This is a genomic window from Nocardia sp. NPDC050435, from assembly GCF_040655395.1.
Lineage (GTDB): Bacteria > Actinomycetota > Actinomycetes > Mycobacteriales > Mycobacteriaceae > Nocardia.
Genome location: NZ_JBFAJW010000012.1, coordinates 128,309 through 144,669 on the forward strand (window position 1 = coordinate 128,309; position 16,361 = coordinate 144,669).

The window sequence follows — 16,361 nt, forward strand, 5'->3', positions numbered from 1 at the left end:
CCCCACTGTGCCTGTCATGACCTATCGCGAAGCGTTGCGCGAGACCCTGCGCGAGGAGATGCGACGCGACGACGACGTTTTCCTGATCGGTGAGGAGATCGGCGTCTTCGAAGGCTCCTACAAGATCACCGCCGGCCTGCTGGACGAATTCGGTGAGAAGCGGGTGCGCGACACCCCCATCGCCGAGGAGGGTTTCGTCGGTGCGGCGATCGGCGCCGCCATGCTCGGCCTGCGCCCGGTCGTGGAGATCATGACGATCAACTTCTCGCTGCTGGCGCTGGACCAGATCGTCAACCACGCCGCCAAGATCTACGGCATGTTCGGCGGGCAGACCAGCGTGCCGATGGTCATCCGCACGCCCGGCGGCGGTGGCCAGCAGCTCGGCGCGACGCATTCGCAGAACATCGAGTTGTACTACGCCTTCGTGCCCGGTCTGAAGGTCGTGGCGCCCAGCACGCCCGCCGATGCGCGGGCGCTGCTCAAGGCCGCGATCGAGGACGACGATCCGGTGCTGTTTCTGGAGAACCTGTCGCTCTACAACACCAAGGGCGAGGTGCCCGAGGATCTGCCGCCCGTCCAGATCGGCAAGGCCGCCGTCACGCGCACCGGGTCCGACATCACGCTGATCGGCTACTCGCGCATGGCCACCGTCGCCACGCAGGTGGCCGAACGCCTTGCGGGGGAGGGCATTTCGGCCGAGGTGATCGACCTGCGCAGCCTGCGTCCGCTGGACCGCGACACCATCGTGGCCTCGGTCCGCAAGACCGGGTGCGCGGTGATCGGCGAGGACGACTGGCTCACCTACGGCATCGGCGCGGAAATCGCCGCCTCGATCTCCGAGGGCGCGTTCGACTATCTCGACGCGCCCGTGCGCCGCGTGGCCATGGCCGAGGTGCCGCTGCCCTACGCCAAACCGCTGGAGACCCTGGCTCTGCCGTCCGCGGACTCGCTCTACACCGCTGCGAAACAGACCCTGGCGGCCGTCGGGAAGGACACCCGCAATGCCTGAGATCATCATGCCCCGCCTGTCGGACACCATGGAGGACGGTGTCGTCTCCGTCTGGCTCAAGCAGGTGGGCGACCAGGTCCGCCGCGGCGAGATCGTCGCCGAGATCGAGACCGACAAGGCCCTGATGGAGCTGGAAGCCTACGACGACGGGGTGCTGCAGCAGATCCTCGCCGAGCCGGGCGTGCGGATCGCGATCGGTGAGCCGATCGCGATCGTCGGGGACGGTACCGCGGTCGAGACGACCCCGCCCGCGGTGCCGGTTGAGGCCGCCCCGCCCGCGGTGCCGGCCGAAACGGCCCCGCTGGTCGCAGCCGCCCTACCGGTCGAAGAGGCTGCGCCACAGCATGTTCCGGGCAGCTCCGGCCCGGACCGGGGCGAGGTGATCAAGTCCTCGCCGCTGGCCCGCAAGATCGCGCGCGAATTGCGGGTCGACCTGGCGGCCGTCATCGGTACCGGTCCGGGCGGGCGGGTCACCAGGCGCGATGTCGAGGCGGCGCACAGCGCACCCGTCCCGGCACCGCCCGCCCTCGCGGAGCCCGTTGTGGCGCAGGATGTTCCGGCGTCCGGCGAGTTCGAGGAGATCGCGCTGACCAGTATCCAGCGCGTGTCCGCGACCCGGCTCACCGAGAGCAAGCAGCAGGCGCCGCACTTCTACCTGACCAGCGCGATCGACGTGACCGAGCTGTTCGGCTTCCGCGCACGGGTCAACGCCACGCTGGACGCGACGGGCGCGGGCAAGGTCAGTGTGAACGATCTGCTGGTCAAGGCGGTGGCCGCCGCGCTGCGCGCCGACGGCGCGGTCAATGTCAGCTTCGCCGGAGACAAGCTGCTGCGGCACAAGGGGATTCATATCGGCGTGGCGGTGGCGACGCCGGTGGGCCTGCTGGTTCCGGTGATCCGGGACGCGGACCGCAAGAGCGTCTCCGAGATCGCGGCCGAGAGCCGGGACAAGGCGGCCCGCGCCCGCGACCGCAAACTGCGCGCCGAGGAGATGACGGGCGGCACCTTCACCATCTCCAACCTCGGCATGTTCGGCATCGAGCAGTTCACCGCGGTCATCAACTCGCCCGAGTCCGCCATCCTCGCCGTGGGAGCCGCCGCCGACGAACTGCGCCTGGACAACGGCGAGGTGGTCGCCCGCAAGATCCTGCGCGTCACCCTGTCGGCGGACCACCGCGCGCTCGACGGCGCGGTCGCCGCGCAGTTCCTGGCGACCCTGAAGGAGCTGGTCGAAAACCCGCTGCGGATCGTCACCTAGAACGTCTCCGGCCGAGCACGGCGAAGCGGCCCCCTCGTTACGGCGAGGGGGCCGTCTCGATGTTCAGGAGTCGCGGAGTTCGAGTTCGTGCGAGATCGCCGCGGCGGTGCTGCGCACCGCGCTCTCCACCTCGCGCAGCCGGGTGCGGGGAATGCGGGCGGCGAGGGCGGCGATGCTGACCGCGGCGCAGACCGATCCGGCGGCATTGCGCACCGGCGCGGCCACGCCGAGGATGTGCGGGTCGAGTTCGCCCTGCGACACCGCGATTCCGGCCTTGCGGATCCGGGCGAGCCGGGTGCGCAGCGCGTCGGGATCGGTCAGCGTCTTGGGGGTGAATCGTTCGAGCGGGGCCTGTTCCAGCACCGCGGTGACCTCGTCGGGGTCGGCCCAGGCCAGCAGGACCTCGGCCGCCGCGCCCGCGTTGATCGGCAGCACCTGGCCGCGTTCGTAGGAGAGCCGGACCGTGTGCTGGGCTTCGACGAGATCCAGGCACACCACCGAGCGGCCGGAACGCCGGGTCAGGAGCACTGTTTCGTCGAACTGCCCGGCCAGCGCCCGCATCACCGGCAACGCCGCCTCGGACAGGCCGAGGCCGGCGCGGGCCAGGCGGGCGAGCTGAAAGATCCTGGGGCCGAGCCGGAATCCGCCGGCGGTCTCCTCGACGAAGCCGTTGCCGGACAAGCTCTGCAGGTAGCGATAGCCGGTTGACCGGGCGACGCCGAGCCCGGCGGCGACCTCGGCCCCGGTCCACACCGGCTTGTCGGCGGAGAACAGCAGCAGGATGTCGAGCGCGCGATCGGCGGTGGAGTTGCGTTCCCGGTAGGTGCTCGCCGCGGCGGTGCGTTCGGTCATGGACACACGGTAGACGCGTGAGGAATGTCCTGTAAAGCAGGATGTATGTGCCGCAATGCAGGATCCTGCCGCTATCGTGGCAACGGCGGAGGATCTAGGCTCGGTCGGAGGAGGTTCACATGGAAGACCCCAGGTACGCGGTGGTCCGGGCCGGTCGCGCGCTGGCCGCCGCCGGGCTCGGCGACATGGTGTGGGGGCACGCGTCGGTGCGGGACCCGGGCGGCGACGGCGTCTGGATGAAGTCGGCCGGGTGGGGCTTCGAGGAGGTCGAGCCCGACACCGTCGTGCTGGTCTCGCCGGCGGGGGACGTGCTGGCGGGCTCCGGGCGCCGGCATCTGGAATTTCCCATCCACACCGAGATCATGGCGGCCCGGTCCGATGTCGGGGCGGTGGTGCACACGCACGCCCCCGCGCTCGCGGCGTTCGCCTCCCTGCGGCGTGAGTTGCTGCCGATCTCGCACGACGCGGTGCCCTTCACCCACCCGCAGCTGCCGCGATTCGAGGAAACCGGCGCGCTGATCGCGACGGCGGAGCTGGGTGGCGCGCTGGCTCGGCGGCTCGGCGACGCCCACGCGATCCTGATGCCCAACCACGGGGCGGTGACGGCGGGGCCCGATATCGGCACCGCCGTCATGTACGCCGTGCTGCTCGAACGAGCTTGCCGCACACAGCTTCTCGCCGCCGCGGCGGGCGGGCCGGCGGTATGGTCGGATCGGGCGGAGACGGAGTTCAAACGCGAGCAGGTCTGGAATCCCGCGCAACTCGATGCCGGGTGGCAGTACCTGGTCCGGCGCGGCGGGCCCGGTTCAGCGGTGTGAGTCCAGCGCCGCGGCCAGGGCCCGCAGGTCCGGCAGCGCCGCCGTGATCCGGGCCCGGGCCCGCTCGCTCAGCGTGGCCAGCGCCTCGGACACCCCGGCGTCCAGGCGATCGGCGAGTTCGGTGCTCGTGGCGCGCATCTTGGCGGTGGGATGGAGCTGGATCACCCGGCCGTCCGCCGGGTCGGCGCGCCGTTCCAGGAATCCGGCCTTGGTCAAGGCCGAGACCAGGGTGCTGACATTGTTGGCCTGCATGCGCAGCGTCGCGGCGATCTCGCGCACGGTGATGCCCGGGCGGCTGTCGACCAGCATGAGGACCTCCACCTGAGCCAGTGGCCGCGGGTTTTCGCCGCGCGGGGTTCCCTGGCTCTGTCGCAGCGCTCGGTGCAGCGTCCAGCTGGTGCGGGTGATCTCGGCCGGCAGGTCGGCGGGGTCGGTGGTGGGCACACCGCAGTTTACCTCTAGCGGTAGACCGTTCCCGTAATGAGAGTGTCCTGTATTACAGGATGGAACTACCGTAATGCAGGACCCGATCGTAGCGTGGCCGCCATGCCGATCGAAACCATTGCCGCGGTCGCTCGTCCCGCGGCCGACGAGTTCTCCTGGGAGACCGTCATTCTCGACGACCCCGGACCCGGTGAGGTGCTGGTTCGCCTGGTCGCCGCCGGGGTCTGCCACACCGACCTGTCGGTCCTCGCGGGCCGGCTGCCGACGCCGCTGCCCGCCGTGCTCGGACACGAAGGCGCCGGCGTGGTCGAAGCGGTGGGCCCGGGCGTCACCACCGCCGCCGTCGGCGACCGCGTCGTCCTGTCCTTCGCGTCCTGCGGTGCGTGCCCGCGCTGCCGGACCGGCCGTCCCACCCAGTGCCCCAGCTACTTTCCGCTCAACTTCGGCGCCCGCAGGCCCGACGGGACGACGCCGTTGCGCGATCGGTCCGGGCAGCCGATCGGCGGCCTGTTCTTCGGCCAGTCGTCGCTGGCGCGGTACGCGGTGGCCTCGCAGCACAGCGTGGTGCCGGTGGACGCCGCGGACGAGGACGAACTGGCGATGTTCGCCCCGATCGGGTGCGGTATCCAGACCGGCGCCGGCGCGGTGCTGAATCTGCTACGCCCGCCGCCCGGTTCGCGCGTCGCCGTGATCGGGGCGGGCGCGGTCGGCCTGTCGGCGGTGATGGCCGCGCGGCTGTGCGGTGCGGCCGAGATCGTGGCCGTGGATCGCGTCCCCGCCCGGCTCGGGCTGGCCCGCGAACTCGGCGCCACCGCGACGACCGACCGGGCCGAGGAACTGTGCGATGTCGACTACCTCCTGGAGACGACCGGTGTGCCGCGCCTGCTCGAAGCGGCACTCGGGCAGATCCGGGCGGGCGGCACCGTCGCCGTCATCGGCGCGCCCGCCGCTGGCACCCGGATCGCGGTCGACGTCAACGCCATGATCGACGGCCGGACCCTGCTCGGCGTCACCGAGGGCGGCAGCGACCGGATCACCTTCATCCCGGCGCTGATCGCGCTGTACCGCGCCGGCCGGCTGCCGCTGGATCGGCTCGTCCGCTTCTATCCACCGACCGAGCTGCGGCGCGCCGTCCAAGACGCGCGCTCCGGCAGCACCGTCAAACCCGTCATCCGATTCGAGGCCCCATGACACTCCCGCACGCCCGCAACCTCATCGACGGCCGATGGCACGACGGCCACGACGTCGGCACCAGCCTCGACCCGGCCACCGGGCAGCCGCTGGGCACCTTCGCCGACGCCGGCGCGGTCACCGCGCGGGCCGCGCTCCAGGCAGCCCGCCGGGCATTCGACAGCACCGGCTGGTCCCAGGACCGGCAGGCTCGGGCGACCGCGCTGAACGCGCTCGCCGACGCGATGGCCGCGCGCCGCGACGAACTGGTCGAGCTGCTGTCCCGCGAGAACGGCAAACGGCTCGCCGACGCCGCGATGGAGGTCGACGCCACCATCCCGAAACTGCGGTACAACGCCGCCCTCGCACTGACCGACAGCGGCCGGGCGGCGCAGGTGGCGCCCGGCGCGTACTCGATGGTGCTGCCCCAGCCGATCGGTGTGGCCGCGGTGATCGTGCCCTGGAACTCGCCGATCATCCTGGCGGTGCGCTCGTTCGCGCCCGCGCTCGCCGCGGGTTGCACCGTGGCGATGAAGATGCCCGCGCAGACCGCGCTCACCAACGGACTGCTCTACGAGCTGATCGCCGGCGCGCTGCCCGCCGGCGTCGTCAACGCGTTCACCGAGTCGGGCAATACCGGTGCGCCGGTGCTGGTTTCGGACCCGGCCTCCGATGTCGTCAGCTATACCGGCTCCACCGCGGTCGGGCGCGCCATCATGGCGGCCGCGGCGCCCGGGCTCAAACCGGTCTCCCTCGAACTCGGCGGCAAGTCGCCGATGATCGTGTTCGACGACGCCGATCTGGACGCGGCCGTGCCGGTGCTGACGGCGGCGATCACCACCTTCGCCGGACAGTTCTGCATGGCGGGCAGCCGAATCCTGGTGCAGCGCGGCCGCGCCGACGAACTCCGGGAGCGGCTGACCGCGGCGTTGTCGCGGGTCGTGGTCGGCCCCGGGGCCGATCCGGCCACCGACATGGGCCCGCTGATCGACCGGGCCGCGGCCGAGCGCGTCGAGCGGCTGATCGAGGAGGCGGCCGGGTACGCGACGGTGCTCGTGCGCGGCGGATTGGTCGAGCCGACCGGGGTGGACGCCTTCGTGCGGCCCGCGCTGATCGAGGTGGCCGATGTCGGGACGCCGGTGGTGCGGGACGAGATCTTCGGTCCGGTGGCGACGTTCGAGATCTTCGACACCGAACTCGACGCGATCGAGCGCGCCAACGCCACCCAGTACGGGTTGGCCGCCTCGATCTGGACCCGGGACGTCGATCGGCCGCTGCGCGTCGGCCGCCGGATCGACGCGGGCACCGTGTGGACCAATACCTGGGGCGTCATCCACGACCAGATGGAGGAGGGCGGCTTCAAGCACAGCGGGGTCGGCAGGCTAAACGGCACCCGCGCGCTGGAGGAGTTCCAGGAGCTCAAGCACCTCGTTCATCAAGTCTAACACTATAGGTATAGCACTAGAGTAAAGTGAGAGGCGCGAGGTGAGTGCGGTATTCGCGGACCGAATCGCAATGTCCTGCTTTATAGGACGATGCTTTCGGAATATAGGACACCATGCCTAATGTCGGTACATCGAATCCCCCGACAGTGCGAGAAGTGAGGTGATGGCGCCGGTGAAGTCGCCAGAGGAGACCGAGGTGGTGATCTGCGGCGCGGGGCCGGTCGGCCTGACGGCCGCGGTCCTGCTCGCCGCCCGCGGCGTCGAGGTGATCGTGGTCGAACAGAATTACTCGACCAGCGACGAACCCAAGGCGATCAGCATCGACGACGAGTCCCTGCGGGTGTATCAGCGAGCGGGCATCGTCGAGCAGGTGCTGCCGATCGTGGTGCCGGGCACGGGCACCCGCTACTACGACCGCCACGGGAAGCCGCTGTTCCAGGCGCGCGGTCCGCGGCCGTTCCGCGCGGGCCACCCGTTCAAGAACCCGTTCGCCCAGCCCGATCTGGAGCGGGTGCTGGTCGACGCGCTGGCGCGGATGCCCAATGTGTCGCTGCGGTTCGGCGTCGAGGTCACCGGCTTCGACCAGCTGGCCGACTCGGTGCGTGTGCACGCGCACACCGCCGCCGGCCCAGCGGTGTTCGACGCTGCCTACGTCCTCGGCTGTGACGGCGGCCGATCGATCACCCGGCTCGGTCAGGGCATCGAGATGACCGGCCGGAGCTACCCCGATGTGTGGCTGGTCGCCGACACCCTCGACGATCCGCACACCGAACGCTTCGCCATGCATCACGGCGATCCGGCCCGTCCGCACGTCATCGTGCCCGGGCTGGACGGCCGCTGCCGCTACGAGTTCCGGCTCTTCGACGGGGAGGGATCACCCGCCGAGCCGCCCTCGTTCGACCTGATCCGCGCCCTGGTCGCGCCCTACCGCGACCTGCGGCCCGAGCAGATCGAACGCGCGGTGAACTATCGGTTCAACGCGGTCGTCGCCGACGAATGGATGGTCGGGCGTTCCTTTCTGCTCGGCGACGCGGCGCACATGATGCCGCCCTTCGCCGGACAGGGCCTCAACTCCGGCATCCGCGACGCCGCCAACCTGACCTGGAAGATCGCCGACGTGCTCGCCGGGCGGCTGGCGCCCGCGGTGCTGGCCAGCTACCAGCGCGAGCGGGCAGCCCACGTGCGGGACACGGTGCGGATGTCGGAGCGGTTGGGCCGCGTCGTGATGACCACCTCGCCGCGCTTCGCGGCGCGCCGCGACAGCGTCATCGAGCGGGCGCTGAGCACGGCGGACGGCCGCGCCTACCTCGAGGAGATGCGCTACCGGCCCGCGCAGCGCTGCACCGAGGGGCTGGTCCTGGACGCCGATCGGCACCCCGGAGTCGGTGTCGTCGTGGGGCAGCCGCTGGTCTTCGACACCGCCGGGCACACCGTCGCCCGCTTGGACGACGTGCTCGGCAGGGAGTGGGCGCTGATCGGCGTCGACGTCGAGGACCGGGACTGGGCGGCGGTCGAACCGCTCGTGCGCCGGCTCGGGGCGACCACGGCGACGCTCGCGCTGCGGGAGCGCCTGCCGCGCACCCGGCGCCGGGTCCTGATCGACGTCGACGGGGCCGCGATCCGGGAATTCGACACTTACGCACAACAATTCGTGCTGCTGCGGCCCGACCGGGTGGTCGCGGCGGCCTGGCCGCCGGACCGGAGCGCCGACACGGTGACCGCCATCTCGACCTGGACAGAAAGGGCCCTGACCCATGGATAGACCACAGCGAATCGTCTTGCGGGAGCGCGAGGCGGCCGGCACGCTGACCCGGACCACCGTGTCCCACATCGGCTTTCGAGTACCCGATGTCGCGGCGGCGGCCGCCTTCTACGGCCGCGTGCTCGGATTGCAGGTGCACGAGCGGCTCCCCGGGGGCGGACTGCGCCTGGGCTGGGGCGCCGGACATCACGTCATCGAGCTGCTCGAGGGCGAAAAGGGGCTGCACCACTACGGTTTCGAGGTCCGCGACCTCGACGGCGTCGCGGGCATCGCCCAGCGGCTGACCGCCGCCGGGCACACCGTGTCGCCCCTGGACCCGGCCTATCTCGACGCCGGTCTCGGCGCCGCCACCGGCATCGTGGTCGCCGACCCGCACGGCACGCCCGTCCACTTCCACACCGCGGTGGCCCGCGAGGGCGAGAACGCCGCCGACACCGGGCGCCGGCCGATCAAATACCAGCACATCACCCTGGCCACCGACGATGTGGTGCCGATGGTGGCGTTCTTCGTCGACACCGTCGGTTTCCGCATCTCCGATCAGCTCGAGGACGGCCGGTTCGCCTGGCTGCGCAGCGACCGCGACCACCACACCCTGGCGGTGGTGAACGTCGGCGCGGGCGGCGACATCGACCACTACTCCTTCGATCTGGCCGAGTGGGCGGACTTCAAGGCGTGGTGTGACCGGCTGACCGACGAGAACGTCGATGTCACCTGGGGTCCCGGCCGGCACGGTCCGGGCAACAACCTGTTCGTCTTCTTCGACGACCCGGCCGGCAATCACATCGAACTGTCCGCCGAGATGGAGAAGTTCCACGACGACCGCGTCACCTATGTACCGCGCCGGTGGCAGCCGATCCCGCACTCGGTGAACCTGTGGGGCGGCCAGCTCGCCTCCTGGCGCAAGACCAGCGAAGGACACTGACAATGGCGTACGCGACCTACGAATATCGCGGCGAACGCCGCGTCGGCGAAGTTCAGGGCTCGACCCTGGTGCCGCTGGGCGGATTCTCCGAAATCGGTTCGGCGACAACACCGGAAGCCCTGGCGGCCGCCGAGCGCGACACCGGCGGCCGGGTCGAGATCGAGCGCGTCCGGCTGCTGCCGGTGGTGCCCAGCCCCTCGAAGGTGTTCTGCGTCGGGCTGAATTATCGCGCGCACGTCACCGAGGCCCACCGCGAGCTGCCGACCTATCCGGTGCTGTTTCCCAAGTTCGCCGACAGTCTGATCGGCGCCTACGACGACATCGTGCTGCCGCCGGAATCGAGCCAGGTGGACTACGAGGGCGAACTGGCCGTCGTGATCGGACGGCCGGGCCGCCGCATCGCCGAAACCTCCGCGGCCGAGCACGTTCTCGGCTACAGCGTGGCCAACGACATCACGATGCGGGACTTCCAGTACAAGACCCATCAGTGGATGCAGGGCAAGGCGTGGCAGGCGAGCACGCCGCTGGGGCCCGCGTTGGTGCCCCCGGCCGAGGTGGACCTGTCGACGGCGGGGATCCGCACCGTGCTCAACGGCGAGAAGGTCCAGGAGTCGGACCTGTCGATGCTGATCTTCTCCATCCCCCGCCTGATCGCCGAGATCTCCACCTTCACCACCCTGGCCGTGGGCGACGTGATCCTGACCGGCACGCCCGGCGGCGTCGGCTATCGCCGTGACCCACAGCTTTTCCTGCGCGACGGCGATCAGGTCAGCGTGGAGATCGACGGTGTCGGCTCGGTCCGCAACCTGGTTCGCGCGGAGGTCACGGCATGAGCGCCCGTCCCGTCGAACCCAGGATCGATCGCTCGCTCCGCCTCGAGCTGCAAGGCGACTGGGGCATGGCCAACCTGCACCGGGTCTGCGGCTGGATCTCGCAGGAACTGACCGACCGGGCCGGCCCGCACACCCGCGTCGGCATCTGGAACGGCCGCGGCTTCTCCGACAATGTGCGCGCGGTCGGCCGCGGGGTGGTCGACATCGCCCTGACCACCCCCGCCGCCTTCACCGCGGTCGCGCTGGACGGCCGCGGCACCTATCGCGACGAGCACTATCCCGGCCTGCGCGCGCTCGGCGTAGTGCCGCAACGGGATCGGCTGGTCTGCGCGGTGCACGCCCGGCACGGGATCGGCTCGTTCGCCGAACTGCGCGAGCGGAAACCGGCGCTGCGGGTGGCGACCTCGGTCGACGACGGCATCAACGCCGTCGGCCTGGCCGCGCACGAACTGCTGGCCCGATCCGGCGTCGACATCGAAGCCTGGGGCGGGCAGTTCCTCGGCGACGAGCGACCGTTCGAATCCTTCGATCACGTCCTGGTCGGTCGCGCCGACGCGATCGTGCACGAGGCCGTGATGCTGCCGCAGTGGCAGCAGTTCGGCGGCGACTTCCATTTCCTCGAGGTCGAGCCCGAGGTGCTCGCCTCCTTCGACCGGGACTTCGGCTGGCCCGCCGCCACCGTCGCCGACGAGTTCTTCCCCGGTCGGAGCGCCTTCCAGACCCTGGATTTCTCCGATTTCCTGGTCGTGACCCGCGCCGATCTTCCCGAGGACGTCGCCTACGCGGTCGCCTGGGTCCTGGGGGAGACCCGCCATCTCCTCGAGGCGCAGTACCTGCACATCGCGCCCGAACGCAGTCCGGTCACCTATCCGCTCGACCCGCAGACGATGGGCCGCACCCCGATTCCGCTGCACCCCGGTGCCGCGGCCTACTACCAGGCGCTGCCCGGCGCCGAATTCGCTTCCTGACGAGACAAAGAGGTCTCTGGCATGAGTGTTGTCATCGAAGACATCGTCACCATGACGTCCGAGGTTCCGCTGCGCAGCATCCGCCGCGACGAACGGGATCTGCTCGCCCCGCCGCACCCGGGCACGCTGCCGATCAAGCTGTGGCGCGACCACCCGCCGCTGACGGTCGTCCATTTTCCGCAGCGGTACCGGGCACAGCCGTTCGCGCCGCCGCGCGGCGTCTACGAGAACGACCAGATCCGCATCGAATGGCAGACGATGGACAATCGCCAGCCGTTCTATCACCGCAATTGCGATGTCGACGAGATCTCCTATCAGATCGACGGCGAGCGCACCCTGATGACCGAACTCGGCACCATCGAGCACCGGCCCGGTGAGTTCTCCCGCATCCCACGCGGGGTCGCGCACGACAACTACGGACGCACCGAAAGCCACCTGCTGTTCTACATTCCGGCACCGGTCACCGAAATCGGCAGCGCCGTAAGAACATCGGCGGCAGTGCTGCCGCCCTTCCCCGGGTGGCAGCCGGGGCAGCTCAACGAGGCCGTCACCCAGTGCATGGGCTCACCGGGGCACGACATCACCGTGTTCCCCATCGATGAGCACGCACTGCTGAACCGCGTCGGCGCGGAGAGCGAGCGGATGTCGGTCTTCGCCGTCGAGCCGGGCTCGAATCCGTTGTTCGCGACGGATCGATTCCGTTTGGGCACACACACTTTCACCGCCGAGGGCGCGCGACGCTACCGCCGCACCCTGGACGCCGACGAGATCCAGTACCAGATCAGCGGGGTGCGCACGCTGGTCACCCAGCGCGGGATCGTCGACCTCGAGCCGGGTGATTTCGTCCGGATCCCGCTCGGCATCGCCCACGCCAGTGTCGGCCGGGACGAGGGGGCCTACCTCAGTCTGCTCTCCGATCGCGCACTACCGCAGGTCGCCGAGACCTCGCGCACGGCCGAGCCCTGCACCGCCGAGCGGCTCGAGGCTCTCACCGCGGAGCGGAGCGCGCGATGAGCATGCTCGCGGTCCGTGCCACCCAAGGCGCACACACGCTGTCCCTCGAACAGATTCCGATTCCGCGGCCGGGACCCCTCGACGTCGTGGTGCGGGTCGCCGCCGCCGGCCTGGCGCCCGGCATGATCGCCCTGCTGAAAATGGGTGCGTTCAAACATCTTCCGACCACACTCGGGCACGAAGCGGCCGGCACCGTCGCCGCGGTGGGGGAGCAGGTCGCCGACGTCGCGGTCGGCGATCGCGTGCGGGTGCACCCCAACCTGAACTGCCGCAGCTGCGAGTACTGCCGCACCGACCGCGACATGATGTGCCCGCAACAGGCGATGATCGGGCACGCCGCGTTCGGTGCGGCGCCGATGCCGCTCTACGAGCGCTACCACGACGGCGGGCTCGCCGAATATGTCCGGGTGCCGCACTGGCTGATCGACCAGCTCCCGGCGAACGTCGGCTTCGACGTGGCCGCCAAGGTGCACGATCTGGCGAACGTGGTGCGAATCCTGAAATGCGCCCAGCTGCCGCTGGGCGCCACGGTGGTCGCCACCGCGGCCACCGGGACGATGGGCACCGCGACGATCAAACTCGCCGAGCACTTCGGCATCGCGCGGCTGCTGCTGGTCGGGCGCTCCGCCGAACGACTCGACGCCGTCCGGCCGCTGGCGGGCGCGGTGCGGGTCGAGACGATCGCGCTGGAGGAGTTGCCGCCGGACTGGGAGAGCACCGGCGGTCTCACCCGCCGGCTGCGCGAGCTGGCGCCGGCGGGCGTGCACGCCGTCGCGGACTACATTCCGGCCGGCGCGGCCACCGCGCAGGCGATGGCGGCGCTGCGCACCGGCGGCACCCTCGCCCACATGGGCGGCAACGCCACGCCGATGACGCTGCCGCCGCTGGCGCTGATGGTCAACTGCTGGCGTTTCGTCGGCACGCGCGCCTGCACCAGATCCGACGCCACCCAGGTCCTCGAACTGCTCGGCTCGGGCGCGTTGCGAGCCGACGAGCTGATCACCCAGCGTTTCCCGCTCGCCGACGCCGCCGCGGCGGTGGAGGCGATGGTGAATCGCGCCGAGCCGATGTGGATGACCGTGGTCAACCCCTGAGACTTCGCTCCGACGGAAGACGAAAAACCATGAAACTCACCCACTTCGGGCACGCCTGCGTGCTCGTGGAACTCCCGGCCGCCGAGACCTCGACCCGGATCCTGTTCGATCCCGGCACCTATTCGCGGGACTTCGAGGACCTCACGGGCCTCGACCTGATCCTGATCACCCACGCCCACCCCGATCATCTCGACGCCCCCCGGCTCGCGGCGTTGCTGCGGGCCAACCCGGCCGCCCACCTGGTCGTCGGCAAGGATGCCCTGACCGCCGTCGACGATCCCGGCTATCCCGCGCACATGCGCAGGCCCGCGCGGATCGCCGAGCCGGGCCGGACACTGTCGCTGCTCGGGCACGAGATCGCGATCACCGGCGGCGCACACGCGTGCGTCCATCCCGACCTGCCGGCCTCGGAAAACGTCGGCTATCTGATCGACGACCGGGTCTTCCATCCCGGGGACGCCTTCGACGAGATCGCCGTCGCGGTCGAGGTGCTGTTGCTGCCGATCGGCGGGCCGTGGATGAAGATCGGCGAGGGCATCGATTTTCTGCGGCGCATCTCCCCGCGGGTCGTCGTGCCGATCCACCAGGCCGGTCTGGCGCCGGCGCACCAGAACATGCACTGCGGGCTGCTGCGGAACCTCGCGCCCGAGGGCACCGAGGTGCTGGTTCTCGAACCCGGGAGCTCGCACTCGATCGCGTCCTAGCCGCGAGCGCGAACCGCGAGGAAATCGGCGGACCGGCCGCGCGTGGGAGCGGCCGGTTCGCCGCGGGGCAGTAGTACCTTCGAGCTATGGCCGATCCCCGCTACAGCTACGGACCAGAGGACCCGCGCTACCCCTCCCGGGAGGAGCCGCCCTCGAAGGTGAACCTGGGCAAGCTCTGGGCCGGGGGCATCGGCACGGCGGTCGTCGTCGCGCTGCTGGTCGTGGTCGCCATCATGCTGGTGCGCGGAGTGCTCGGCGTCGCGATCCTGTCCCCGGAGGGGGCCGGGGCCTACGGCACGGTGTCGACCACCTCCTACGCGCTGGCCGCGGCGGGCGCCGCCCTGGTGGCGACCGCCCTGCTCATGGTGCTGCTGCTGGTCATGCCGAGCCCGCTGACGTTCTTCACCTGGATCTGCCTGCTGCTCACGGCCGTCGCGGTCATCGCCCAGTTCACCCTGGTCGCCGACCTGGACGCCAAGATCGCGACCGCGGCCCTCAATCTCATTGTCGGACTGTGCATCACGTCCATGCTCAGTTCCGTCGGCGCCGCCTCGCTGAACGACGCGCCGCGGTACTGACCGCACGACCCCGGCAGCAATCCAGTGGAGGCGAGATGACCGACGACCGCGATCGCGACGATCTGTTCGCCATGCCCGGCATCCGCCGGAGTGCGCCCAAAGGCGAATTTCCGAGCCAGGAGATGTTCCCGCAGGTCGCCTACGAACTGGTGCACGACGAACTCATGCTCGACGGCGTCTCCCGGATGAATCTGGCCACCTTCTGCACCACCTGGATCGACGACCAGGCCCGCCGGCTGATGAACGAGTCGCTGGACAAGAACATCGTCGACAAAGACGAATATCCGCAGACCGCCGCGATCGAAGAACGCTGCGTGCACATGCTCGCGGATCTGTGGCACGCCCCCGAACCGCGCAGCACCCTGGGCACCTCCACGACCGGTTCCAGCGAGGCCGCGATGCTGGGCGGGCTGGCCGCGAAATTCCGCTGGCGCAAGAACGGCGGCACCGGGATTCCAAATTTCGTATGTGGCGCTGTCCAGGTTTGCTGGGAAAAGTTCGCGCGCTACTTCGACGTCGAGATCCGCCAGATCCCGCTGCGCGGGGACCGCCTCACCATGCACCCCGACGACCTGGCCGCGCATGTGGACGCCAACACCATCATGGTCGTGCCGACATTCGGCCAGACCTTCACCGGCCTGTTCGAAGACGTCGCCGCCCTCAGCGCCGCGCTCGACGACATCCAGGCCACGACCGGCCTGGACATTCCCCTGCACGTCGACGCGGCCAGCGGCGGCTTCCTGGCGCCGTTCTGCGCGCCGGACCTGGTGTGGGACTTCCGGTTACCGCGCGTGAAATCCATCAACGCCTCCGGCCACAAGACCGGCCTCGCGCCGCTGGGCGCGGGCTGGGCGATCTGGCGCGAAGCCGCGGACCTGCCCGAAGAGCTGATCTTCAACGTCGACTACCTCGGCGGCAGCATGGCGACCTTCAACCTGAACTTCTCGCGCCCGGGCAGCCAGACCATCACCCAGTACTACGATTTCATTCGTCTCGGCCGTACCGGGTACAGCCGCGTGCAAGCCCAGATCTACGCGGTAGCACAGCATTTGGCGGCCGGGCTGACGAAACTCGGCTACTTCGAGATGATCCACGACGGCGATCCGCGGCGCGGCATCACCGCGGTGTCCTGGCAGTTGAAAGAGGAGGACATCGGCTTCAACCTCTACGACCTGTCCGATCGGCTGCGCACCCGAGGCTGGCTGATCGCCGCCTACCCGCTGCCCGACAATCGCGGCGATCAGGTGATCATGCGTGCGGTGCTGCGGCACGGGTTCACGATCGACATCATCGATCTGCTGCTCGCCGACGTGGAACGCAGCATCGCCGCGCTGCGCAAGAACCCGATGGCCGAGCCGCTGACGAAGGCGGACGCGGGCGGGTTCACCCACTCCGCGAAGGCGGCCGTGCCGGAGCCGGGGCCGACGGTCGGAGCGAAGGTCTCCGGCTGAGCCGCGGCACGGTCGGAGCGATGACTTTCGGGCGGCGCT

Annotated in this window: 16 protein-coding genes; 14 read left to right on the plus strand and 2 right to left on the minus strand. The window is 70.1% G+C overall.

The genetic code is table 11. From position 1 onward, the window contains the following. Positions 1-16: 16 nt before the first annotated feature. Together AB0I43_RS32210 and AB0I43_RS32215 are read left to right on the plus strand one after the other, a co-directional pair. Positions 17-1,009: an alpha-ketoacid dehydrogenase subunit beta gene (locus tag AB0I43_RS32210; RefSeq protein ID WP_356976404.1), complete on the plus strand. Its 993-nt coding sequence runs from the start codon at positions 17-19 to the stop codon at positions 1,007-1,009. Further along, entirely contained in the window at positions 1,002-2,267 is a 1,266-nt protein-coding gene (locus AB0I43_RS32215; protein WP_356976405.1) for a dihydrolipoamide acetyltransferase family protein, read from the plus strand. Before AB0I43_RS32210 ends, AB0I43_RS32215 begins: the two co-directional genes overlap by 8 nt. A gap of 63 nt (positions 2,268-2,330) precedes the next feature. On the opposite strand, the gene AB0I43_RS32220 is transcribed toward AB0I43_RS32215, so the two are convergent. Continuing rightward, entirely contained in the window at positions 2,331-3,119 is a 789-nt protein-coding gene (locus AB0I43_RS32220) for an IclR family transcriptional regulator (protein ID WP_356976406.1), read from the minus strand. 119 nt (positions 3,120-3,238) lie between these two features. On the opposite strand from AB0I43_RS32220, the gene AB0I43_RS32225 reads away from it, so the two are divergent. Then, the gene (locus AB0I43_RS32225; protein ID WP_356976407.1) at positions 3,239-3,937 is read left to right on the plus strand and encodes a class II aldolase/adducin family protein; all 699 of its coding nucleotides are present in this window, start codon (positions 3,239-3,241) and stop codon (positions 3,935-3,937) included. On the opposite strand, the gene AB0I43_RS32230 is transcribed toward AB0I43_RS32225, so the two are convergent. Beyond that, entirely contained in the window at positions 3,926-4,381 is a 456-nt protein-coding gene (locus tag AB0I43_RS32230) for a MarR family transcriptional regulator (RefSeq protein ID WP_356976408.1), read from the minus strand. The genes AB0I43_RS32225 and AB0I43_RS32230 overlap by 12 nt on opposite strands. A 102-nt stretch (positions 4,382-4,483) precedes the next feature. Here AB0I43_RS32230 and AB0I43_RS32235 point away from each other — a divergent pair, with 102 nt between their 5' ends. From AB0I43_RS32235 to AB0I43_RS32285, 11 genes are all read left to right on the plus strand, one after another. Further along, positions 4,484-5,572 carry an NAD(P)-dependent alcohol dehydrogenase gene (locus AB0I43_RS32235; protein WP_356976409.1) on the plus strand — a complete coding sequence of 363 codons (1,089 nt, stop codon included), beginning with the start codon at positions 4,484-4,486 and terminating at the stop codon, positions 5,570-5,572. Next, entirely contained in the window at positions 5,569-6,996 is a 1,428-nt protein-coding gene (locus tag AB0I43_RS32240; protein WP_356976410.1) for an aldehyde dehydrogenase family protein, read from the plus strand. Before AB0I43_RS32235 ends, AB0I43_RS32240 begins: the two co-directional genes overlap by 4 nt. A 172-nt stretch (positions 6,997-7,168) precedes the next feature. Beyond that, positions 7,169-8,758, plus strand: coding sequence for a bifunctional 3-(3-hydroxy-phenyl)propionate/3-hydroxycinnamic acid hydroxylase (locus tag AB0I43_RS32245; protein ID WP_356976412.1), 1,590 nt, complete (start codon positions 7,169-7,171; stop codon positions 8,756-8,758). Further along, positions 8,751-9,680 (plus strand): VOC family protein, encoded by a 930-nt coding sequence (locus AB0I43_RS32250; protein ID WP_356976414.1) that lies wholly within the window; start codon positions 8,751-8,753, stop codon positions 9,678-9,680. The genes AB0I43_RS32245 and AB0I43_RS32250 overlap by 8 nt, the downstream gene beginning before the upstream one ends. Positions 9,681-9,682: 2 nt before the next feature. Beyond that, positions 9,683-10,513 carry a fumarylacetoacetate hydrolase family protein gene (locus AB0I43_RS32255; protein ID WP_356976416.1) on the plus strand — a complete coding sequence of 277 codons (831 nt, stop codon included), beginning with the start codon at positions 9,683-9,685 and terminating at the stop codon, positions 10,511-10,513. Then, complete coding sequence (locus AB0I43_RS32260) at positions 10,510-11,481, plus strand: TAXI family TRAP transporter solute-binding subunit (protein WP_356976417.1); 972 nt, start codon at positions 10,510-10,512, stop codon at positions 11,479-11,481. The genes AB0I43_RS32255 and AB0I43_RS32260 overlap by 4 nt, the downstream gene beginning before the upstream one ends. A 21-nt stretch (positions 11,482-11,502) precedes the next feature. Continuing rightward, entirely contained in the window at positions 11,503-12,495 is a 993-nt protein-coding gene (locus AB0I43_RS32265) for a hypothetical protein (RefSeq protein WP_356976418.1), read from the plus strand. Next, entirely contained in the window at positions 12,492-13,589 is a 1,098-nt protein-coding gene (locus AB0I43_RS32270; protein ID WP_356976419.1) for an alcohol dehydrogenase catalytic domain-containing protein, read from the plus strand. The genes AB0I43_RS32265 and AB0I43_RS32270 overlap by 4 nt, the downstream gene beginning before the upstream one ends. 29 nt (positions 13,590-13,618) lie before the next feature. Next, the gene (locus AB0I43_RS32275) at positions 13,619-14,293 is read left to right on the plus strand and encodes an MBL fold metallo-hydrolase (RefSeq protein ID WP_356976421.1); all 675 of its coding nucleotides are present in this window, start codon (positions 13,619-13,621) and stop codon (positions 14,291-14,293) included. An 86-nt stretch (positions 14,294-14,379) separates the two neighbouring features. Continuing rightward, a complete protein-coding gene (locus AB0I43_RS32280) occupies positions 14,380-14,871 on the plus strand; it encodes a DUF6069 family protein (protein WP_356976423.1) in 492 nt (163 codons plus the stop codon). Between the two features lie 35 nt (positions 14,872-14,906). Further along, positions 14,907-16,322 carry a glutamate decarboxylase gene (locus AB0I43_RS32285; RefSeq protein WP_356976425.1) on the plus strand — a complete coding sequence of 472 codons (1,416 nt, stop codon included), beginning with the start codon at positions 14,907-14,909 and terminating at the stop codon, positions 16,320-16,322. Positions 16,323-16,361: the final 39 nt, after the last annotated feature.